The organism is Corynebacterium sp. HMSC078H07 (assembly GCF_001812805.1).
Lineage (GTDB): Bacteria > Actinomycetota > Actinomycetes > Mycobacteriales > Mycobacteriaceae > Corynebacterium.
In genome coordinates, this window is sequence record NZ_KV810445.1 from 1 (window position 1) to 20955 (window position 20955).

Genomic DNA, 20955 nt, shown 5'->3' on the forward strand with positions numbered 1-20955 from the left:
TAGCGCACGACGAGCACGAGGAAATACGCAGTCAGCGCCACCATGAGGAGCTGACCGGGGAAGAGGAATCCGGCAAGGATGCCTAGGGCCGCCGCCGACAACGGAAGCGAGTAGTCCTTGTTGTTCTGGAAGGAATCAATCGCTAGGACAACGAAGAGAGCGACAAGGGCGAAGTCGAGGCCCTTCACCGAGGGCGGAATAGCCTGACCCGCCAGAGCACCGATGATGCCGGCACCGACCCACAGGATTTGGCAAAACAACTGCACCGAGAACACGAAGGTGCCACTTGGGCGCGAGTGTCGGGGGAGGGCAGAGAGGACGGCGTAGGATTCGTCGGTAAGCGCATAGGTGGAATAGGCACGGCCGAGTGGACTGCGAATCGCATCACGCGGGAAGGTAAAGCCGTAAAAGAGGTGCCGGAAGTTCACCATGAAACCGGTAAGCGCCGCGACCCCCGGGGTAACTCCGCTGGTGACCATAGAAATTGCCAAAAACTCCATGGAACCGGCATAAATAACGATGGAGAAGACTGGGGTCCACCACCAGTCGAACCCGGTTTGAACCATGAGCACACCGAAGGCTAGGCCGAGCGGAACCACGCCCACCGCGATGGCCATGCAGGTCTTCACTGCCGCAGCTATCTCCGAACGCATGGAGAAAATGTTAGTTCACGTTGCGATGCGAGGGCCTAATTATCTTCGTCGATGTAGCGCGGGAAAGTAGAGAAGAGCGGCAACGGCATAGCCTGGCGCTTCATGACGTCCGACCATGTGTCGGTCGAACCGGAAGACACCACGTCCTGGGGAAGGGCGGGGGCAACGTACCACTCGCCGCGATCGATTTCCTCATCGAGCTCGCCGGGGCCCCACTCGAAATGACCGGCGAAGAGCCGCATGCCGTCAACCAGTTCGGTCACGGCATCGGGGCCCACACGCAAATCAACAAGCGCCACACGCGGAGCGAGACGGCTCAGCGAAGGCTGCTTCTCAATGTCCACGCCTTGGCGCGTCATGGCCACACCAATGGCTGCCTGCTGATTATGCGGGCCACCAATGTAGAGGGCCTGAGGTTTGGCCACCGCGGGCAGCCATTCCGGCATGACGTTAAAGACGGCCATCTCGGAGCGCTTGGTCAGGTCCACGCCATACGTGCGACCAGCATGTTGCTCCGTGATGAGGACAACGGAGCGGTTGTAGTGCGGCACGAGGATATCGGGAGCAGCAACAAGCAGCTGGCCAGGGGCTGGGTCGTTGCGCTCGAGGGCGTTGAAGAGTCTATCTGCGTACATCCCTATCTAGAATTCCACCACTCGCGCAGCTTCGCAATAGCAACGTCGCGCTCCAGCGGACCTTCTTCGAGGCGCAGCTCCTTGAGGTAAGACCACGCCTGGCCCACTTCCGGGCCGGGCTGGAGACCGAGGATCTCCATGATCTCGTTGCCATCAAGGTCAGGGCGCACGCGGGCGAGATCTTCCTTCGCCGCGATATCCGCGATGCGTTCCTCCAGCTCATCATAGGTACGCTGAAGGCGGCGGGCCTTACGTGCGTTGCGGGTGGTGCAGTCTGCGCGCACAAGTTTGTGTAGGCGGGGAAGGAGATCGCCAGCATCGGTGACATAGCGGCGCACAGCGGAGTCAGTCCACTGGCCATCACCGAAACCATGGAAGCGCATGTGCAGGTACACCAGCTGGCCGATGTCCTCCGTTACGGCCTTGGGGAACTTGAGCTTGCGAAGGCGCTTGCGGGTGAGCTTGGCGCCGACCACCTCGTGGTGGTGGAAGCTCACCTTGCCATCGGTGGTGTCTCGGGTATCGGGCTTGCCAATGTCGTGCAGCAGGGCGGCCCACCGAAGAATGAGATCGGGACCGTCTTCCTCCTGCTCCATGGCCTGGCGCAGCACGGTGAGCGAGTGGGCATACACGTCCTTGTGCTGCGCATGCTCGTCGGGAGCCATACGCAGGGCCGGAATCTCCGGGAAGATGTAATCCGCAATCCCAGTCTCCACGAGCAGGTCGATACCTTTCCACGGCGCAGTGCCGCAGATCAGTTTATTGAGCTCGACCTGCACGCGCTCCACGGTGATGCGCTGGATTTCACCAGCCATGTCGGTCATGGCGTCGCGCACGCGCTTGGCGACGTCAAACTCCACCTGCGCCGCGAATCGTGCCGCACGGAGCATACGAAGGGGATCGTCGTGGAAAGAAATCTCCGGCGCGTCCGGGGTATCGAGGACCCGTTCCGCTAGGTGCTTGAGGCCACCCATGGGGTCGTGGAATTCCCGGGTTCCGTCGGGACGCAGCTCGATGGCCATGGCGTTGACCGTGAAATCGCGGCGCACAAGATCGCCTTCGAGGGTATCGCCGTACACGACCTCGGGGTTGCGGGAATCACCGTCGTAGCTATCGGAGCGGAAGGTGGTGATCTCGATCTGCTGGCCCTTGTAGGCGGCGGTCACCGTGCCGTAGTCGATGCCGGTGTCCCACACGGTCTCTGCCCACTCCTCGAGGATGGAGTACACCACGTCCGGGCGAGCCGGGGTAGTGAAGTCGAGGTCGTTGCCCAGGCGGCCTAGGAGTGCGTCGCGGACGGAGCCGCCGACGAGGTAGAGGGGGGCGTCGTGAAGCGCAAAGCGATCCACCAGCCCCTGGAGGAGGCCACTGAGCTGGTTGAGGGAGGCGTCTGCGCGGGCGAGTACGCCGATTAGCTGAGTGTCCTGAAAATTCACGGATCGAAGTCTACTACGATTAGCAGGGATGACTAAGAACACGCCAGGACCCAAGCGCCGCCGCCGGCGGGGCACGGGTAACCGGAACCGCCGCTCGGGACGCCCGCAGCGCACGTCCACCAACCGCATGACCACGCGGGATGAGACGTCCGCGGGCGGTCTTGTCGTGTCCGGATTGGCCGAGGCCGTGGGTGAGGACGGCAACGTGGACCTCTCCCAGATCTATGTCGCGCTCATTGGCAGGTTGGACCGCCGCGGGCGCCTGCTGTGGTCCATGCCGAAGGGCCACGTGGAAAATGAAGAACCTAAGGAGCTCACCGCCGAACGCGAGGTGTGGGAGGAGACCGGAATCCACGGCAAGGTCTTCGCCGACCTGGGCATGATTGATTATTGGTTCGTCTCCGATGGCGTGCGCATTCACAAGACTGTGCACCATCATCTGCTGCGCTTTGAGGACGGCATCATGAATGATGAGGACCCGGAGGTCACCGAGGTCTCCTGGATCCCTGTCTCTGAGCTCATCGAGCACCTGGCCTATGCGGATGAGCGCAAGCTCGCGCGCATTGCCCATGACCTCCTGCCGGATCTCGCGCGAAAGGAAGCCGCCGCAGGAAAGGCGACCCCACGGTGAGCCGGCATGGGTGGCGCATAGCGCTGGCTGCGGCGCTAGCGCTCGGAGGCCTTGCCCCGGTGGCACAGGCAGAAACTCCCGACGACAGCCTGGCGGATTCGCAGTATTGGCTGGGCTCCCGAGGCCCTGATGAGCTGGAACTCAGCCTGCTCAACGCCAGTGAAGCACGGGTAGGGGAAACCGGTGAGGTCACGCTGCGTATCTATAACCCGACCGACAGCGCGGTGGAAAACCTGCAGGTAACAACTCGACGCAGCGATGCGGTGGGCTCGACCACGCAGGCCCGCCAAGAGCTGGCTGCGGGTTCTTTTCCTTATTATGGGCCCTCCGCCACGGCCGGTGAGCTCAAGCCGGGGGAGAGCCGCGAGGTCACCGTTGCCGTGCCTACGGCATTGGGGGAGGATTCCACGCTCGCCATTACGGAACCCGGCGCGTACCCGCTGCTCTTCACCCTGACTGGTACTCGTGATGGCCAGGCGGCGAGCTTTGCGGAAGAACGGACGATTCTGGATTTTCAGGGAGACCGTGAATCCCCAGAGAAACCTCGCGCCTTTTCCCTTATTTATCCGCTCACCGCACAGGTTGATGTGGTGCCGGGTGATACCGGCGGCCAGGATCTCATCCTGGAAAGCGAACAACTGCCGCAGCAGATGGCACCGGGTGGGCGTTTGGACCAGTTGCTCGACGCCTACTTGGAGCACGATCTGCACGGTTCCGGGTGTGTGGCGGTGGACCCTGCGCTTGTCGACGCCGCCGATCGCATCGCCTCCGGCTACACCGTCCACGCGACTCGGCCTTCCATCGCGCAGCGCCCGAAGCGTTTGCGTGATTCCTGGTTCTCCGGTTCTGATTCGGACCGCGGTGAGCCGGGAACCGGTTCGAAAGATGCCGCCGCCTGGTTGGAAAAACTTAAGGGCGTGGATTGCCGCATGCTTCTGCCATGGGCAAATGCCAATACGGATGCCGTGGCCCGGGTAGGCAATGAGTGGCTGACGCATGAGGCCGTGGAAAAGGGGCAGGAGACCATCGAGCGGGTTCTGGGGGCTCCTCTCAACACGACGCTCACCGCGCCAGCTTCGGGCACGAGTGAGCATACATTCACCGTGCCATTGCTCCTTGCGGATAACTCCGCGTGGGCTGGGGAAGCAGTGACGTTCGACGCCTCCCTGGGCGCCCTGCTCGCCCAAACCGGGTCTTACCCACAGACGACGGGCTATTCCAACCCGGAACTACGCTATGACTTTGCAGAGGACTCGGAGCAGGCGAGGGCGCTGACGGCGGGGGCGTCGATAAGCGTGGCGGCACACGAAGCCGAGCAGGCCAGTGAAGGTGAACGCGACGGTGTGGTGGCCAAGCTGCCGAACTACCAGGATCCCGCAGCCGCACGCGCCGTGGTGGAGGCCGCGCAGCGTCTTTTGGACTCAGGGCACATGACGCCGCGGCCCGTCACCGCGCTGCCGATGGAGACCAGCGAGGGCGAGCCTGGTAGCCCATACACCAACCCCGCGGCCTTCCATGACGCGGAGATTACGCAGGTCAGACAGCAATCACGCTACACGGATGAGCTCATGTCCATCATGGTCAATGACCCTGGCATCGCCATGACGCGCTACCAATTCACGGTGCCGCTGCGCCGCGACCTGCTCGCCGTGCTCAGTGACACCGGCCGCACCAGCCTGCGCGGATTCCGCCCAGCGGTGGAGGAGAGCCGCACACGCTTGGAGAAGAACGCGGATATGCTGCGTGAGCTGCGCGCCTCCGTCTCATTGATCCCGCCAGGCAATGTCTACACGCGTGTCTCGGAGTCCTCGCCGCTGCTCATTGTGGCGGAGAATGGGCTGCCGCTGCCTGTCGACGCCCACCTGGCCTACGACGCCCCTGACGGTTCTACACTCAACACACCAGACTCGGTTCACATCCCGGCCAAGGGATCCATTACCGTGTCCATGACCGCTGACCTGCCTAGCGACGCCGACCGTACGTCCCTGCGGCTGTGGCTGGCAACGCCTAGCGTGCCCACCGATCCCGATGGGCACCTGATTTCGGATCCTATCGATATCACCGTGCAGACGCGGGCCGGTATCGTTAGCGTCTATGGAGCCGGCATCGCCGCCGCGCTCGTCCTCGTCCTAGCCGCACTGTTCCGGCTGGGTAAGCGGAAGAAAAAGAACACTCACGGATAGTTTTCTCTATGACACATGAACCTTTGTCTGGTGCCCGTCGACGCATTGTCACGCCCTCGCCGCCGGCACCGGTCCCGGAAAAACGTGCGCCAAGCGGCGTCGTGGCAGTCGACGACGAGCAGGAAGACCGCTCGGGACTGAAGGGAGAGGCGCAGGCCACCGCCAGCGATACCTCCGGCGAAGCAAACTCCGACAGTGCCGTCGTGCGTGCCACCGGCTCCATGGCCCTGGCAACAATGATTTCCCGTATTACGGGTTTCATCCGCATGGTGCTCATTGGCTCCACTCTGGGCCCCGCCATTTCTTCTGCCTTCGGTACGGCGAACCAGCTGCCGAACCTCATTACGGAAATCGTGTTGGGTGCGGTGTTGACCTCGCTCGTGGTGCCCGTGCTGGTACGCGCGGAGAAGGAAGACTCCGACCGCGGCGAGGCCTTTGTCCGGCGCCTCTTCACGCTGGCCTTCTCGCTGCTGGCCACGATTACGGTACTGTCGTGTATCTTTGCCCCGCAGATTACCCGCGTGATGCTGCCGGACGACGGCGAGGTTAACGCCATCCAGGCCACGTCGTTTGCCTATCTTCTACTGCCACAGATCTTCTTCTACGGGCTCTTCGCGCTCTTCCAAGCGGTGCTCAATACGAAGAATATCTTCGGGCCGGGCGCATGGGCACCGGTGGTCAATAACCTCATTTCCATCTCGGTGCTCGTGGCCTATCAGCTGGTACCGGGCAGTTTGCATCCCGATGCGCCTTCGCCGATTACCGATGGCCACGTGCTCCTTCTATCCCTCGGTACAACCGCCGGCGTGGTGGTGCAATGCCTCATCTTGTTCCCATATCTCAAGAAGGCGGGCATCAACCTCAAGCCGCTCTGGGGCCTAGATGACAGGCTCAAACAGTTTGGCGGCATGGCTTTGGCCATTGTGGCCTACGTGGCCATCTCCCAGTTGGGTTATGTGATTACGTCCCGCGTGGCCGCACATGCAGACGACGGTGCGCCGTTTATCTACCAGCAGGCATGGCTGCTTCTGCAGGTGCCCTATGGCGTCATTGGCGTCACGCTGCTCACCGCAATTATGCCGCGCCTCTCCCGCAACGCCGCGGACGGTGACGTCAAGGCCGTGGTCCGTGACCTCACTCTGGGTACCAAGCTGACCTTCATCGCGCTCATCCCAATCGTCATCTTCATGACGGGCTTCGGCATCCCCATTGCCCGCGGCCTTTTCCAATACGGTGCCTTCAACGCCAAAGCCGCCGAGCTTCTCGGCCTCACGTTGAGCTTCTCCGCCTTTACGCTGATTCCTTATGCCCTCGTGCTGCTGCACCTGCGCGTGTTCTATGCCCGCGAGGAAGCGTGGACGCCGACGTTTATTATCGCCGGCATCACGCTGACCAAGTCGGTGCTCTCCCTGCTTGCCCCACACGTGGCGGATTCCCCCGACCGCGTGGTCGTCCTTCTGGGTACGGCGAACGGCTTCGGCTTTGTGGCCGGTGCTGTCATTGGTGGCTTCCTGCTCAAGCGCAAGCTCGGCAGCCTGGGTGGCCGCGCTGTCATTGCCACCACCATCTGGTCGGTACTCTCCTCGGTCGTGGGCCTCATCGTGGCCTACGCCCTCAACTGGGCGCTGAACCTTGTGCTGCCGGCCTCGCTGCCTGCCGTGGTGCACCTGATTCGCTTGGCTGTGGTCGGCATCGTCTTCGTCATTGTCACCGGTATCGTGCTCTCGCGTTCCGGCCTGCCGGAGGTCATTAACTTGGGCCGCCTGCTACAGCGCATCCCCGGCATGTCCCGCATCATCAAGATCGAGAATGCCGAGGCCATCGAGGTCGAGGAACCGGAGCAGCTCGAGTTCCAGCCCATCTTCAGCGTGGACGCCTTCAATTCCTCGCCAGTTCCGCCGCCCATGTCCGCCGGTATCGTCCGCGGTCCGCGCTTGGTGCCGGGCGCCCCGGTGTCCGATGGCCGCTTCCGCCTCCTCAAGGACTACGGCTCCGCGCCGGGCACCCGTTTCTGGAAGGCCCGCGAGCAGGCTACCGGCCGCGTCGTATCCCTTACCTTCGTCGACACGACGGGCGAGGCTCCCATGGCGCCGGCCACCCCGGCCGTGGCAGCTCGCCGCTCGGCGGAGGTTTCCCGCGCTACCCGCCGCCTAGCGGAGATGGAACTCGACGCAGTCGCCACCAACATCGACATCCTGTCCTACCGCCAGGGCTGTCTCGTCGTGGCGGACTGGGTCGAAGGAACCTCGCTCAAGACGGTCTCGGAAGATAAGGACCTTGATCCACGCGCCGTGGCCCATGCCTTGGCACCGCTGGTCCGCACGACCGCCGCTGCCCATGCCGCGGGCCACGTACTGGGCATTGAGAACCGCAACCGCATCCGCATCTCCACCGAGGGCGTGGCCACCTTGGCCTTCCCGGCGGTTCTGCAGAGCAACGATGAAGAGACCGACCGTTCCGCACTGGCCTCTGCCATCTCCCTGCTGGTGGAATCCACCACGCCCACCCCGGAAGTACTCCAGGACATCGCCAGCGATGCTGAGGCGGGGGAGGACTCCGACTTGGAGGACATCGCCCACCGCCTATCGGCCTTCGCCGGCGATGGCGACGACGGCGAGGAGACCCTGCAGGTCCCCGTGGAAGAATCCCCACGCAAGGAGGACCCGACCCCAGCCCCAGGCTTCGGCGGCCGCGGCTACTCAGGCTCCGGTACCATCGTCCTAGGCGTGCTGGCCACCGTCTTCGTCGTGGCCATGGCAGCACTCAGCGTGTGGATTCTCTCCCAGGTCGCCGATGAACAGACCTCCCCGGTGGTGACCAAGAGCGAAGCCTCCGAGGAAACCACGTTCCCCAACGTGCCAGCTGTGCTCTTCAAGGACGTGAAGAGCACCTCGGTTCCGGAGGGCAAAGAAGTATCTGGTGAGTGGACCACCAAGGACACGGACGCCGGCCTATTGCTCAGCATTGATAAGCCCACGCAGCTGCACGTCCTGCCGCTCGAACAGAAGGATTCCATCGGCGCGAAGTACGTCGTCTACGGCGTCAAAACCGAGGACTTCGATCCGAAGAAACCCAAGTCCGGCACGCTCACCGAACTCGCGCATGGCACGCTGACCAGCGCGCGCCAGGACATCGAGCTCAAGCAGAAGCCGATAGCTTTCGACGGCGCCCTCATCATGTTCACCGACATGCCCAAGTCCGGCTCCGTCACGCTGAAGGAGGCCACCCTGGTGGGCATCCCCACCAACTGATGCACCTCCACAGGAACGGTCTCACGCATATCCCCAGACCTGAAACCCGCAACTCCCTGCTCGCTGACTCAGACGCATCGCGCGCTTGACGACGCCCACCTGCAGGTTTCGGGTTGCAGGTCTGGGGATATGGCTTTCTATGGAAGAGAACCCTTGACAGCTAAGCGAAGGAGCGGACAATTTTGATGTCACGTCAACCAACTAGAGAACTGAGGAACCTATGAGTATCACTGCAGGAACCTACGCACTGGACCCCGCACACTCCACCATTGGCTTTGTTGCCCGCCACGCCATGATCACCAAGGTGCGCGGCAACTTCACCGCAACCAAGTTCGACGTGAACGAGCAGGGCGAGGGCACCGTTACTGGTGACCTCACCATCAAGGACACCACCAAGTCCGTCGACTTCAAGGTAGAAGAGGCCGGCGTGGCCGAGGATCCCTTCGGCAACACCCGCCTGGGCTTCGAGGCCAAGACCTCTATTAACCGCACCGACCTCGGCATTGACTTCAACGCCCCGCTGAAGACCGGCGGCGTACTGGTCTCCGAGGAGATCAAGATTGAGCTCGAGGTTTCTGCCATCAAGCAGTAAGTCATCAAGCGCGATACCTCGCCTTGAGAAGTAGTCTTTAGTTGTTGCCCATAGTGCCCATTTCGGCACTGCGGGCAACAACTTTTTAACAATTAGAGGCACATCAATGGAGTAATAAACAACTCTGAAACAACTCCTAAACAACTTGCACAACGCTCTGGACTGCATGTTTAAGAATGATTCTGCGTCAGAAGCTGCCATATTAGCCAATAGTTGTTTATTAGTTGTTGCGGAGTTGTTTGAAACAACTCTGCTACACTACGGGGCCATGAGAGAAGACGAACTCGACTTCATCATCCAGGCACTGCGCTCGATCGAAGCCGGCGCAACCGCCGATAGCCTGGAATCCGAAATTCTCGATTTTAAAGAGGATCCCGCCGTCCACCCACGAAATCGCAATCCAGACGCATCCCTTATTGAATTCCTCATCGATGAAGCCGTGTGCTTTTCCAATGCCGATAACGGGAACGCTTTCATTGTGCTTGGAGTCGCAGACAAGAAGTCTGGACCAGAGGCATTTACAGGCACTCAGCGCGAATTGGACTGGCTCATAAGAAAGATCTTCGAAGGAACACAACCCAACATCCACGTCGAAGCAGAGGAGCTGGAGTGGTGTGGAGCCCGGCTGATTGTTTTGCGCGTTCCCCGTGGCATCACGCTGTATCAGCGCCCAAAGGGACAGGCAAGCAAGCGAGTTGGCACTCGCTGCGTACCACTCACCGAGCATCAACGCCGCGCACTCTTTTTTGAACGTGCCAACCCGGATTACACCGCTCACCCCTCCCGGCGAGGACTTGAGGAACTCGATATGACGGCCGTCGATCAGGCCCGACACCTCCTAGCCCAAGCGAGGGCAATGTCCGGTTCCCAAGAACCTGTTCCCGCAACAGCCCGCGAACTTTTGGGAGAACTAGGGCTGCTCGATGGCTCACAAAACCCCACATACGCGGCCGAAATCCTTTTCATGCCTCCGGTATCCCAGCAGGTTACAGTTCGACACCTCCTCCGTCTTGTACCTGGCGGTGAGCCGAGAACAACGGAAATCTCTGCCCCCCTCATCACCACATACTTGCGGTTGAAAGAGCTAATTCGAGTCAATGCCCAGCAAGAAGTGGAGCGCATCGCACTTGCCACGGGTCAAGAAGTATCGATCAAGGCTTTCCCAGACACCGCTGTCGACGAGCTTGTCTCCAATGCCTTAGCCCATCGTGACTGGGACGCGTCGGCTGCGGTAGTCATCGATCAATCTCCCATAGCCTTCTCTGTATGGTCTCCTGGTGGTCTTCCCACAGGTGTACAACGCGATCGGGTTCTCACAACACAATCGATTCCCCGAAATCCCCGCCTTATGACGGCGTTAAGGATGCTGGGGTTAGCAGAGGAATCCTCCCGTGGATTCGACCGCATGTGGGCATCCATGCTGTCGAGTGGTCGCCATATTCCGGAGCTTCGCGCCGAGGAATCCTTCGTCGAAGTTATTTTGTCCTCTGGGCGCGTTGACACCGCGTTCGTTAAGGCCTTGACCGAACTCAAAGGTGCTTTCGGCGCTGAGCCTTTCGACAGCGTCAATGGTCTCATCATTGCCCGTCACCTTATGGACAACCAGATCCTGCTGTGCCACACTGCTGCCCAACTCATGCAAGTCAGCGAAGATCAGGCTGCGGATACCCTTCGGTGGTATGAGAGCCTCGGTTTCGTAGAACAACTACGGGAAGCGCGAGAGTGGATACTTACCACAAGGGCCCGATCGCTGATGGGGCTTCACATAGAAGGACACATTGCAGCGACCTCCGTTCAGGATTGGATCCTGGCTCAACTCAAAGAAGGAGCTGCACTGACCACGCGCGAAGTCGCCGAAGAACTGGGAGTAGACCGGGCAATTGTCACGGGAATACTGCGTCACCTGCGGACTATAGGCCAAGCGCGCATCGATCCTGATGGCCCACAGCGCGGGCCCAACACGCGGTGGGTTCTTTCCTGACCGCCCTGTGATGCGCACCGCAGCGGAGTTTAAGATGTAGCGCATGACTACCGCAAACCTCACCCACGCAGAAGCCACCGCCCGCAGCGCCGCGCTGCGTTTGAGCACCTACGAGCTGCACCTCGACGTCACGAGCGCGCCAACCGACGCCGACTCTTACGGGGTCACCTCGCGCATTAGCTTCACCACCACCGAGCCCAAAACCTTCGTGGATTACCTGGGCAAGGCCGTCCACTCAGTGCGCGTCAACGGCGAGGAGGTGGAGAACACCTTCGACGGTGGACGGGTCTACCTGAGCAACCTTCCAGTGGGGGAGGAGCTCACCGTGGAGATCACCGGCTCCTCCTATTACTCCCGCACCGGCCAGGGCCTGCACCGCATGCACGACCAGGCCGATGACACTACGTACCTCTACTCGCACCTGGAGCCATCCGATGCCCGCCGCATCTTCCCCTGCTTTGACCAGCCGGATCTCAAGGCCAGCTACGAGGTGCACCTCACCGGCCCGGAAGGCTGGCAGCTGCTCAGCAATCAACCGGAGATCAGCCGCGAGAAGACTGAGGGCGGGGAAGTGGCACACTTCGCGCCGACCCCTCTGCTGTCGACGTATCTGACGGCGTTTGCGGCTGGGCCGTACGTCGAGAAGCACAGCACCTGGACCGCACCCGATGGCTCCTTGGAAGTGGAGCTGCGCGCCTTTGCCCGCGCCTCCATGGCGGAGTATCTGGATGATGAAATCCTGCAGGTCACAGCACAAGGCATGGACTTCTTCCACAGCAACTTTGGCTACCCGTACCCGTGGGGCAAGTACGATTCCATCTTCGTGCCGGAATACAACCTGGGTGCGATGGAGAACCCCGGCCTGGTGACCTTTACGGAGCATTACCTGTACCGTTCCGCCGCCACCCGCGCACAGCATGCCGGGCGCACGAACACCATCCTGCATGAGATGTCCCACATGTGGTTCGGGGACCTAGTCACCCCGCAGTGGTGGGATGACCTGTGGCTTAAGGAGTCTTTCGCGGAGTTCATGGGCGCCGATTCCTCGGTGCATGCCACCGAGTACACCGAGGCGTGGGTCAACTTCGCCGGCCAGCGCAAAAACTGGGCCTACCTGCAGGATCAGCTGCCCACCACGCACCCGATTAAAGCCGAGATCCCAGACGTGGATGCCGCGCGCCAGAACTTCGACGGCATTACTTATGCCAAAGGTGCTGCGGTGCTCAAGCAGCTGGTGCACTACGTCGGCCGCGAGAACTTCTATGCCGGAGCGCGCGACTACTTCCAGGAGCACGCCTTCGGTGCCGCCACCTTTGACGACCTCCTCAAGGCACTGAAGAAGCACACCGACCGCGACCTCGACGCTTGGTCCACCGCGTGGCTGCGCACGTGGGGCCCGGACTCGCTCACCCCGGAGCTGCACACGGATGGGGACAAGATCCACGAGCTCGCCATCACGGTCGACGCCGAGGACACCCCGCGCCCGCACCGCCTCAACGTGGCGCTGTTCGATGACTCCCTGAACAAGTACGCCACCCTCGACGTCGATCTGGAAGGCGAGCGCACCATCCTCGACGAGGTATCCGGCCTCCAGGCCCCTGCGTTGCTGCTGCTTAACGACGGCGACCACACCTACGCCAAGGTCCGCTTCGACGAAACCTCTCTGGAGACCATCCGCACCCTCCTTTCCGAGGTGCCCGACGAGCTTTCCCGCGCGGTCATCTGGACTTCCCTGTGGAACCTCACCCGCGATGGCGAGTGGCCGGTGCGCTCCTACCTCGACACCGTGCTCCACCATGCCCCGACAGAGTCCAACCCGACGCTTCTGACCACGGCCTTTGCCAATGCCGGCTATGCCATCGACCACTTCGTGGGCGAGGATGACCGCGAGGATATTCGCGCCGACTATGCCGAACGTCTGTGGGAGGTTCTGGAGCAGGCCCCGGCGGGCTCCGACGCGCAGCTCACCTTCGCCCGCGCCGCCATCCGGGCGCTCGCGGCCACTCCGGAGGAATCCGGCACGCAGCGCCTGCGCGCGCTTCTCGACGGCTCCCTCGACGGCCTCGCCCTCGACCCCGATATCCGCTGGGCCATCCTCCGCGCGCTGGCCGCCCGCGATGCCGTCAGCACCGAAGAGTTGGAAGCTGAGAAGGAGCGCGATAACACGCTGACCGGCGCCGCCGCCTACCTGGGCGCCTCCCACGCCTTCCCGTCAGCGGAGGTCAAGCGGGAGGTTTTCGACCTCGTGCGCACGCCGGGCAAGTACTCCAACGCGGAGGTGGATTCCCTCCTCGCTGCCTTTAACGCACCGCGCTCGGCCCACCTCACCGAGGCCTTTGCCCAGGAGTATTTCGATTCCCTAGCTACGCTGTGGGAGGAGCACCCCATCGAGATTGCCAACCGCCTGGTGCGAGGGCTCTACCCGGACGTTAAGTTCGCCAACTCCGCCACGAGCGAGTTCTTGGCCACCGAGCGCCCACGTGCGCTACGCCGCGTGCTGCTGGAATGCCAGGATGCGCTGCGCCGCGCGCAACGCGTGCGTGCCGTGCAATAAATAGCTATTCGATGCGCAATTGCGGAATCTACAACGAAAATGCCGCTAAAAACAGACAACATATGGGGTGCACAGAAACACAAATAGGTTCTGCGGGCACGCGAGCGACACCCCGAGCGGTCACTCGCGGAGCGCTACACCCCGTTAGCGATGGACCCAATTCTGCTCAATGCTCACGACGAATTGGACCGAGAAGTACATAAACCTTCGGTGCGGCACGCAAACTCACCAACGAGCGCCAGCGCCGCAGATCTTGGTACTCGGGAACCAAGGTGAAATGTGAACCACGGGGACCACGGTCCCGACTCCAACTAAAACTGTTCCTGCCGAAACTAAATACCATCTTCTAACCGCTGGCGAAGCACGACTTCCTCTTCATCGCTGAGCCCAGCGAGTCTTTCACCCTGTCGTTCTTCTTCGAATCGCAGCGCATCCGCCAATGTTTCTTTCAACGGGCGAATCCGCAGGCCCGCTTCGTAGGCTGCGGCGCAATCGAGTAGCGCGATGTTGCGAAACTGTTCACCTGGTACCCACAACGGCAACGATTCTGGGCCCATCCACGGGGTTACATCATTAGCAAGAAGCAGTTCATCAGAGCAGGGTCGCACCGTAGCCTTCGATGCGGTTAACTCACGCGAAATCTTAAACACATCGGACAAGGAAGTAGCAAAGCCCGTGGCGTTAAAGGTTCCGAAAGCCCCAACTTCTGCAGACTCAACTATCCAGTCTGCCAGGTCTTTCACATCAATCATAGCGACGGGAAACGCCGGGTCTGGGACGATCACGTTCTCACCCGTGGGATGCGCGAAACGCCACGGATAGTAACCACTGCGCCCTGTTTCGTCGCCGTAGCCGGCGATCAGACCGGGTCGAACTACCATTACCGACCGATTTGTGCTGCGATAAATCGTTTCGCAAGCAGACTTTGCGGCTGGGTACTGCCCCATGTTCTCCATGTAGTCATTTTCAAGCGGAGTGACTACGGAATCAGACTCAGAAGAAATACTTCCCTGATCCTCATATACGCTGCTCGAGGACACAAATATACGATGCTTGGCCTGGAGTTTCGCCGCCGCATCCCGCGCATGCTTCGGCTGACTCGTCAGATCCACAATGGTGTCCCAAGTTTTCCCCGCAACCTCATCGTACGCACCGTCACGGTCACGGTCCGAACTCACAAAGTCAGCTCCGTTGGGAACCTTCCCGTTACCCCGTGCAAGGCAAGTAACTTCATGTCCTCGCTCGACTGCTGCAGCCGCTATGTGTCCTCCAAGGAAACCGGTACCACCAAGCAATAAAAAGTTCATGTCACTAGTTGTACACGAAACCTTCTCACACGTGACCAGTCTTAATCCCAGCACATCCAAGCTAGATCCAGATGCCAGAGCAGAGTTACCCCACCATCTGCCAGAGCTTCTTATTCGGCTAACCTACACATTGAACTTGAACTCCACCACGTTCCGTAGCCGAATAACCTTTGGAGCCGTGCCGTCAGTCAGCAGAGATGTGGCACCGCAGCGCCTAGGCAAGAGGAGGCAGATGAGTATCGACGACATCGCGGACCACGTCGATGTCGACGCCGAAATACTGGTGCACCAGGATGTTGCGGAAATCTCGAATCTGAGGCCAGGCGATCTCAGGGTGCGCGCCGGTGATCTCATCGGGAAGATGGTTCACGGCTTCGCCGGTCTGCGACTCATAGCGGCACCGCCTCGGCGAGCGTCGAAGCGGATACCGGGTGCCTGAGCAACTGGGCAGGAAACACGTCGATGCCATCGCGCCCGAACAGAGCGCGACTCTCCTCGAGCAGACCAGACGCACGCATCAGGAAACGTCCCTCCGCAGGGTCCATCCCGACGAGGATGTCGATGTCTGATCCTGCAGATGCGGTGCCGCGCGCGACGGACCCGAACAACTTCGGGTTGGTCGCGCCGTACCGATCGAGGAGCACCTGGAACTCGTCAAGACGCGCAACGAGAATCTCGCGTAGGGCAAGCGTCTCAGGCGTCATGACGGTCTCAGACATGCTTCCGGGGGTGACGGGCCCGGCAGCACGTCGACATGGAGCTTTGACATTGAAGCGGAACTCCACCGCGTTCTTAAGGGCCGACAACATTCTCCCGTCTCACCGCCGCACCAGGCGGCACTGACGCGCTGCCACCACTTACAGCCGGTCGTCTCGCCCGCCCGCCATGACGCATTCAACGAACGAGCGATAGAGAAGGCTTACACGCGTCTCGCACTAAACGACCGGGCAGCAGCGTCACGGAGGTTCCGAAGTAGCGGCTATCGCAGTGCACCTAAGGGTTTGGTGAGGGAACCAGCCATTCGGCAGCGGTACGGTACGTAGCCCTCAGTTGCGGGTGCTCTCGCACGATCTCTCGCTGCCGCTCCGCCGGCAACCCGAGCTCGTGCAAGACGTTGAGGATTACGACCGCGGTCGTCACCTCGACGACGGCGATCAGCTCCTCGATGGAATGGTTGGGCGTTCTGCCCTCGTGCGCGAGGTCATTGCGGGCGCGCGTCGTCCACTTCGCCCAATGGTCGACATCCGGTAAGAGCAGTGCAATCGCTTCCTGATCGGGTCGCGCGGCGAGGGCATGGAGCCGATCACGGAGGGTCGGGTCGTTGCGGATCGCCCCCTTGAACCTGTTTCGGTGCTCATCGGGAACCTGCGCCAGCATCGCCTCTCGCATCGCCCTGAACTCCGCGTTGGGGAACGGTTTCTCGTCGATGCGGAGGTTGCGGTGCAACACCTCGGCAGCACCGACTGCCGTCAGAAGATTGTTCTCAACAAAACGGGCCGGTGCGTAGCGCAAGCCCAAGATCATGTTTGTCGCTGCCTCCAGGCGGCCATGGGCCTCGCACCATCGGGGCATGACCTCCTCAAATGGGATCGAGCCGCAGGTGAAGAACATTCGGTGGTGATCGACGGCTTTCGCGTCGTGTTTCCCAAGCGCGGCCGGTGAGTAGAGCACATCGGCACGTCGGCGCGGCAGCGGGCGGCCATCAGGGAAGTGCGTCTCGGTCCCGGCAACTTCCAGTCGGAGCCAGATCACTCCGGCCGCGCGATGCGTCGCCAGGGAGATCAGGTCCTGCACCAGGCTCGCCTCCTGCAGAGCAACACTCAGAGAGAATGGTTCGGCTGGCACGACGCAGATGGACACCGTGTCCCGCATACGTCCGACGCTTCCTCCCTTGCGCTGGTCGAAGAATGGAAGCGTGTGCGTGTGCTGAAGGCGATACTCAGTGTCGTCGACCACGACCGATTGCGCCTCGACCGGCTTCACCGAGATACGCCCGGTCCCGTCGATCTTGCCGTCGGGAGCCCCGAGGGATCTTTCGAACACAGAAGACGCCGCCCAGAGACTCAGATCCTCGACTGAGACTTCTGCCCTAGCGAACGCCGGATCCGCGTCACCGCTGACATGCGCGCCGATGATGGCGACCGTCGCGGTCACGGTCTGCTTATCAGGGCTCGCCACTCGCGCACCCATGGTCCTTCTGGTGATCCTAGGAACACAGCCGAGCAGTGTGATCTCCCTGAGCTCGGCCACACCGTGCATGACTTCCCAGGTGCGGGTTCCTTCGTGAACAGCAGTCCATCCAGACGAGTCCGTCGTCAAGATCCGATCCTCGAAGGTGCCGATCAGCGACAGAGAGAGACCATCTTCCGGGTCGTACCGTAGGACACCCGGGACCTTCTCGCTAGGGGCTTCCGGCAGCCACCACACGCCAGCCCATTCGCCGGCCTTGTCGAGGTTGAGAGGATCATTAGGCATCGTGCTCCCGGTCCGGGCTCCTTCCTGTCTTGCGACCAGATGTCAGGTCGAAAATCTTTACTCCACCACATGCCCCCCAACGTAGGACAATCTACAGCGAGATCATGGTCAACTGAGATCGGATGCGGCGACTGGCACACAATCGCAGTTCGACGCGACGGCACAGCCCTCGCAACTGGCAACAATCAGCGAGCGCAGACCGACGTCGCCCGGTGGACACACGTGTCCGGGGTCTCTGCCGGCTACCTGCACACCGTCGGCTTACACGAAGACGGCACCGTCGTCGCCGTCAGCGACGAAAGCAGAGGCCAGTGCGAGGTGTCATCGTGGAGAAGCATCACCTCAGTGGCGGCCGGCTCCGTCCATACGCTCGCGCTGAGCCAGACCGGAAGGGTCTTCGGAACGGGCGACAACCAGTTCGGCCAGTGCGATGTCCATTCATGGACCGGCATCACAGCGATCGCAGCCGGAGCGAGACACTCGCTCGGGCTGCGCGCCGACGGAACAGTCGTGGCTGCGGGCGACCACACCGAGCAGCAATGCAATGTCAACGCCTGGGCCGCTCGACCACAGATGAACTGAAGTCCAGCGTGCCCGATAATCGGCCGTCGATCACACGTTGAATCTAAACTCCACCGAGTTCCGGCACATAGGTACATCTGAACACGGGGTTCACGTGCTCCCCCTCCCCACGATCAGTGCTCGCTACTGATCAGGGGACACAGGCTCACCCTCGACGTGGGTCAGCCTGCAGGACGCCACGAAGGAGGTACCGCGCCATCACGCCGGCAGGGAACCCGGCTGAGACGCCACATACTAGGGATCTGAAGAGGGCTCGACCATGCCAGCGGTCGGCCCCTATTCCTTCGCGAGCACGGCGTCATCCGTCAGGCAGAAGTCATCGTTGATCTTGATGACCAGCGCAACGAGTAGGCGGAGCGCTGTTAGATACGTGTGACGGTGAACGCGGTCGTCGTCACCGTTTGCCTGTGATCCATGGAGGTAGCGGTTGCGCAGGCTAGGTCCGTTGCTGAACTCCTTATCGCTAAGGAAGTAGTTGAAGTAGCTGACCTCCGCGGCGCTGAGCAGCGTTGATCGATGCGCCAGCCATCCGGCGCTCACCATCTCGTCAATGGCTTTCTGGCCGGCCGCCGAATGATGGAGACAGCTCGTCACCTCGTACTCCCAGAGTTCCTTGAGCACATGCAATTGTGGCGCGCTTGCAAACGCAATTCGGTCACGATCTCCGGTCAGGATGCCCTTCTCGACCAGGAAGTCGATGTTGCGCTGTTGGTACTCGTGGAACTGGTCGTAGGCGATGTCATTGGCGATGACCAAGTGGAGGAAGCTCTCTGCCTCCAGATCGCTGCTGATGTGCACCAATCCGGATTGGTCCGAGAAGAGCAGGTGCTGAATTCCTTGGATGTCCGCGTTGTTGGCAACGTAGGCGTACTTATCCGCAACCTGACTCGGGATGTCGCCGTAGGAAAGCTGCTCCGATGTGATTGTCAGCAGCTCCGGGTCAACCTCGCCGTAGTCGACATGCAGCGTGAACTGCTTGAGGACGCTCTCCATCTCTGAGAACAGATGGCGGCTCTTCTCAAGGTAGGTAGCGGTCGGGCTGGAGGCGCGGTACTTCAGCCCCTTGGCACCGAACTCCTGCTCAAGGTAGTCCGTGAAGAACCAAGCGATGACCGACTCGAGCTCTATACCTTCGGAGCTGAGGAAGCGCTCGTACATCAAGGTCTGGAGCAAGGACGCCTGATCCTTGAGCCTGAACACCGCCCCCGTCCGGTAGTCGCCCTTGCCCGGCGTACCCATGAACCGCTCGAAGACGCCAAGTTGCGCTCCGTAGGAAGGGAGTTCCAGGAGCATGTGGTCGTTGGCGAACTGGAACAGGTGAACAAAGTTATTCAGGATAGTAGGGTAGTCGAGGTTCTCCGTGAGCCAAGTTCGACTGTAGGAGTACTTGCCAACCATGCCGTCCAAAGACTGGACGACCTCTTCGACCTGATCGGCCGAGATGCCCACTTCGCAGCCGGTCTTGATCCCCTCCGTGGACTCGAACATCTTCTTCGTGAGCACATCTGCCTTGCGACGAGCCTTTAGCTTCAGTCGTGCATCGACGCCGGTGTTCTTGTCAGCTCGTGCGGATGCGATCAGCTTGACGAAGTTGAGGTTGGGCTCTTCCTCATCGAGGTATCGGTCAAACAGGCCACGCTGATCCGCGGGAGTGAAGCTCTTCGGAAGATGGATTGGATCCCGCCCCTCGGACTGGAGAAACTTCCGCGCAAGCAGCTCAGCATTGCGCGGCTCATCGAGTAGCAGGGCCCGAATCTCCTGGTCGTAGGCACGCACGAGTGCCTGGCATGAGAGCAGATCGTGCGGGTGGAAACTCTGCTCTTGAAGTGCAGCAAGCACGATCGAGTCAGTGCAGCGCTCGAAGACCTTGTTCTTTCCGAGGAGATCGAGGACGTCTGTGCGGTACTGAAAGTCAACGTCCTGAACGAGCGTTGAGAAGGTGGCGTCAGTCACTTTGCCGAAAAACCTGCCGATGACTTCCCGGATCTCGGGGACGTGCGTCAGAGGCGCGTCTCGCTCTGCCTCGGCCAGGTCCTTCGGGAGAACTTTGTGTTCTAGGAACAACGCGAGATGATGCAACTCAACGATGTCATTTATGCCTTGATCGCCACGAGTAGCATCGAATTCACGGACGAGCTCTAGGAGGCGGTCGGCCTGCCAGAAGGTTCCGTAGTCGCTGAGGCCGAAGAACTTCAGTCTCTTCTCTGGTCCGCTTTCCGACACTCGAATCTCCCTCCCGGTAGGCGTCACTCTATACAGTTCGGGGGCGCCTAGTGGCACGAATTTGAAGTTGTTGCCTGATCGTGCAGCAGTCCCCTTGGGCGGAGCCGTCGTCCACGTCGATCGTTGCGCCGGCTCCTCGTTCTGTCGTGGAAGCGAGCCGAACTAGCGGCGCATCACCCCGAGGCGGACACGACCTACGTCTCCATGGGCATAGTCCCGCGCCCCATCGGGCTCCTCCCCACCGCGGAGCGGCGCACGACGGACGATGTACAACTACGCGGGTAGGTCCCTTGCAAAAGCGCCGGGCACTAGTCCTGACTCAACACTCGACGAGAATCATCAACGAATCTCACTAGTTATTGAACTTAAATTCAACGGTATGTAGTTGCAAAGTTACTTTCTCGAGAACCTCGCCGCCCACGTCGCTCCCGCGTTGGGTGGCAGCCGAACCA

At 61.0% G+C, this 20955-nt stretch carries 16 protein-coding genes and 1 pseudogene; 9 read left to right on the top strand and 8 right to left on the bottom strand.

Features of this window, described 5'->3' with window-relative positions; genetic code table 11:
* The 3 genes from HMPREF2875_RS01985 to HMPREF2875_RS01995 all read right to left on the bottom strand — a co-directional run.
* A partial coding sequence (locus HMPREF2875_RS01985) for an AzlC family ABC transporter permease (protein ID WP_070669841.1) occupies positions 1-653 on the bottom strand: 653 nt, incomplete at its 3' end.
* Between the two features lie 35 nt (positions 654-688).
* Positions 689-1288, bottom strand: coding sequence for a YqgE/AlgH family protein (locus tag HMPREF2875_RS01990; RefSeq protein ID WP_070669831.1), 600 nt, complete (start codon positions 1286-1288; stop codon positions 689-691).
* Positions 1289-1290: 2 nt separating this feature from the next.
* Entirely contained in the window at positions 1291-2724 is a 1434-nt protein-coding gene (locus tag HMPREF2875_RS01995; RefSeq protein WP_070669832.1) for a CCA tRNA nucleotidyltransferase, read from the bottom strand.
* Between the two features lie 28 nt (positions 2725-2752).
* Here HMPREF2875_RS01995 and HMPREF2875_RS02000 point away from each other — a divergent pair, with 28 nt between their 5' ends.
* The 7 genes from HMPREF2875_RS02000 to HMPREF2875_RS14115 all read left to right on the top strand — a co-directional run bounded on the left by HMPREF2875_RS02000 (position 2753) and on the right by HMPREF2875_RS14115 (position 14192).
* Positions 2753-3355 (top strand): NUDIX hydrolase, encoded by a 603-nt coding sequence (locus tag HMPREF2875_RS02000; protein WP_070669833.1) that lies wholly within the window; start codon positions 2753-2755, stop codon positions 3353-3355.
* The gene (locus tag HMPREF2875_RS02005) at positions 3352-5538 is read left to right on the top strand and encodes a hypothetical protein (protein ID WP_070669834.1); all 2187 of its coding nucleotides are present in this window, start codon (positions 3352-3354) and stop codon (positions 5536-5538) included. The genes HMPREF2875_RS02000 and HMPREF2875_RS02005 overlap by 4 nt, the downstream gene beginning before the upstream one ends.
* An 8-nt stretch (positions 5539-5546) precedes the next feature.
* Positions 5547-8789 (top strand): murein biosynthesis integral membrane protein MurJ, encoded by a 3243-nt coding sequence (gene murJ / locus HMPREF2875_RS02010; RefSeq protein WP_070669835.1) that lies wholly within the window; start codon positions 5547-5549, stop codon positions 8787-8789.
* Positions 8790-9009: 220 nt separating this feature from the next.
* The gene (locus tag HMPREF2875_RS02015; protein ID WP_070669836.1) at positions 9010-9381 is read left to right on the top strand and encodes a YceI family protein; all 372 of its coding nucleotides are present in this window, start codon (positions 9010-9012) and stop codon (positions 9379-9381) included.
* Between the two features lie 268 nt (positions 9382-9649).
* Positions 9650-11362 carry an ATP-binding protein gene (locus HMPREF2875_RS02020; RefSeq protein ID WP_070669842.1) on the top strand — a complete coding sequence of 571 codons (1713 nt, stop codon included), beginning with the start codon at positions 9650-9652 and terminating at the stop codon, positions 11360-11362.
* Between the two features lie 43 nt (positions 11363-11405).
* A complete protein-coding gene (pepN, locus tag HMPREF2875_RS02025) occupies positions 11406-13916 on the top strand; it encodes an aminopeptidase N (protein WP_070669837.1) in 2511 nt (836 codons plus the stop codon).
* Positions 13917-14006: 90 nt separating this feature from the next.
* Positions 14007-14192, top strand: coding sequence for a type IIL restriction-modification enzyme MmeI (locus tag HMPREF2875_RS14115; RefSeq protein ID WP_371327547.1), 186 nt, complete (start codon positions 14007-14009; stop codon positions 14190-14192).
* Between the two features lie 56 nt (positions 14193-14248).
* On the opposite strand, the gene HMPREF2875_RS02030 is transcribed toward HMPREF2875_RS14115, so the two are convergent.
* The 4 genes from HMPREF2875_RS02030 to HMPREF2875_RS02045 form a co-directional block, all read right to left on the bottom strand.
* Positions 14249-15223, bottom strand: coding sequence for an NAD-dependent epimerase/dehydratase family protein (locus HMPREF2875_RS02030; RefSeq protein WP_070669838.1), 975 nt, complete (start codon positions 15221-15223; stop codon positions 14249-14251).
* Between the two features lie 214 nt (positions 15224-15437).
* Positions 15438-15692, bottom strand: coding sequence for a HepT-like ribonuclease domain-containing protein (locus tag HMPREF2875_RS14075; protein WP_083311822.1), 255 nt, complete (start codon positions 15690-15692; stop codon positions 15438-15440).
* Complete coding sequence (locus HMPREF2875_RS02040; protein WP_070669843.1) at positions 15613-15942, bottom strand: nucleotidyltransferase family protein; 330 nt, start codon at positions 15940-15942, stop codon at positions 15613-15615. Before HMPREF2875_RS02040 ends, HMPREF2875_RS14075 begins: the two co-directional genes overlap by 80 nt.
* Positions 15943-16216: 274 nt before the next feature.
* Positions 16217-17698: an ApeA N-terminal domain 1-containing protein gene (locus HMPREF2875_RS02045; protein WP_070669839.1), complete on the bottom strand. Its 1482-nt coding sequence runs from the start codon at positions 17696-17698 to the stop codon at positions 16217-16219.
* A 69-nt stretch (positions 17699-17767) separates the two neighbouring features.
* Here HMPREF2875_RS02045 and HMPREF2875_RS13885 point away from each other — a divergent pair.
* Positions 17768-17884, top strand: a pseudogene (locus HMPREF2875_RS13885) (RCC1 domain-containing protein); the annotation flags it as partial.
* A 36-nt stretch (positions 17885-17920) separates the two neighbouring features.
* Positions 17921-18280: an RCC1 domain-containing protein gene (locus tag HMPREF2875_RS02050; protein ID WP_246817012.1), complete on the top strand. Its 360-nt coding sequence runs from the start codon at positions 17921-17923 to the stop codon at positions 18278-18280.
* A 276-nt stretch (positions 18281-18556) separates the two neighbouring features.
* Here the strand turns inward: HMPREF2875_RS02050 and HMPREF2875_RS02055 are convergent, their stop codons facing one another.
* Complete coding sequence (locus HMPREF2875_RS02055; RefSeq protein ID WP_210388135.1) at positions 18557-20503, bottom strand: hypothetical protein; 1947 nt, start codon at positions 20501-20503, stop codon at positions 18557-18559.
* Positions 20504-20955 lie beyond the last annotated feature (452 nt).

What these genes read in the sequence shown, in the direction of transcription:
- HMPREF2875_RS01990 (WP_070669831.1), bottom strand. Translation starts at nt 1,288, where the DNA reads ATGTACGCAGATAGACTCTTCAACGCCCTCGAGCGCAACGACCCAGCC.
- HMPREF2875_RS02000 (WP_070669833.1), top strand. Translation starts at nt 2,753, where the DNA reads ATGACTAAGAACACGCCAGGACCCAAGCGCCGCCGCCGGCGGGGCACG.
- murJ (WP_070669835.1), top strand. Translation starts at nt 5,547, where the DNA reads ATGACACATGAACCTTTGTCTGGTGCCCGTCGACGCATTGTCACGCCC.
- HMPREF2875_RS02015 (WP_070669836.1), top strand. Translation starts at nt 9,010, where the DNA reads ATGAGTATCACTGCAGGAACCTACGCACTGGACCCCGCACACTCCACC.
- HMPREF2875_RS02020 (WP_070669842.1), top strand. Translation starts at nt 9,650, where the DNA reads ATGAGAGAAGACGAACTCGACTTCATCATCCAGGCACTGCGCTCGATC.
- pepN (WP_070669837.1), top strand. Translation starts at nt 11,406, where the DNA reads ATGACTACCGCAAACCTCACCCACGCAGAAGCCACCGCCCGCAGCGCC.
- HMPREF2875_RS02030 (WP_070669838.1), bottom strand. Translation starts at nt 15,223, where the DNA reads ATGAACTTTTTATTGCTTGGTGGTACCGGTTTCCTTGGAGGACACATA.
- HMPREF2875_RS14075 (WP_083311822.1), bottom strand. Translation starts at nt 15,692, where the DNA reads ATGGCATCGACGTGTTTCCTGCCCAGTTGCTCAGGCACCCGGTATCCG.
- HMPREF2875_RS02040 (WP_070669843.1), bottom strand. Translation starts at nt 15,942, where the DNA reads ATGTCTGAGACCGTCATGACGCCTGAGACGCTTGCCCTACGCGAGATT.
- HMPREF2875_RS02045 (WP_070669839.1), bottom strand. Translation starts at nt 17,698, where the DNA reads ATGCCTAATGATCCTCTCAACCTCGACAAGGCCGGCGAATGGGCTGGC.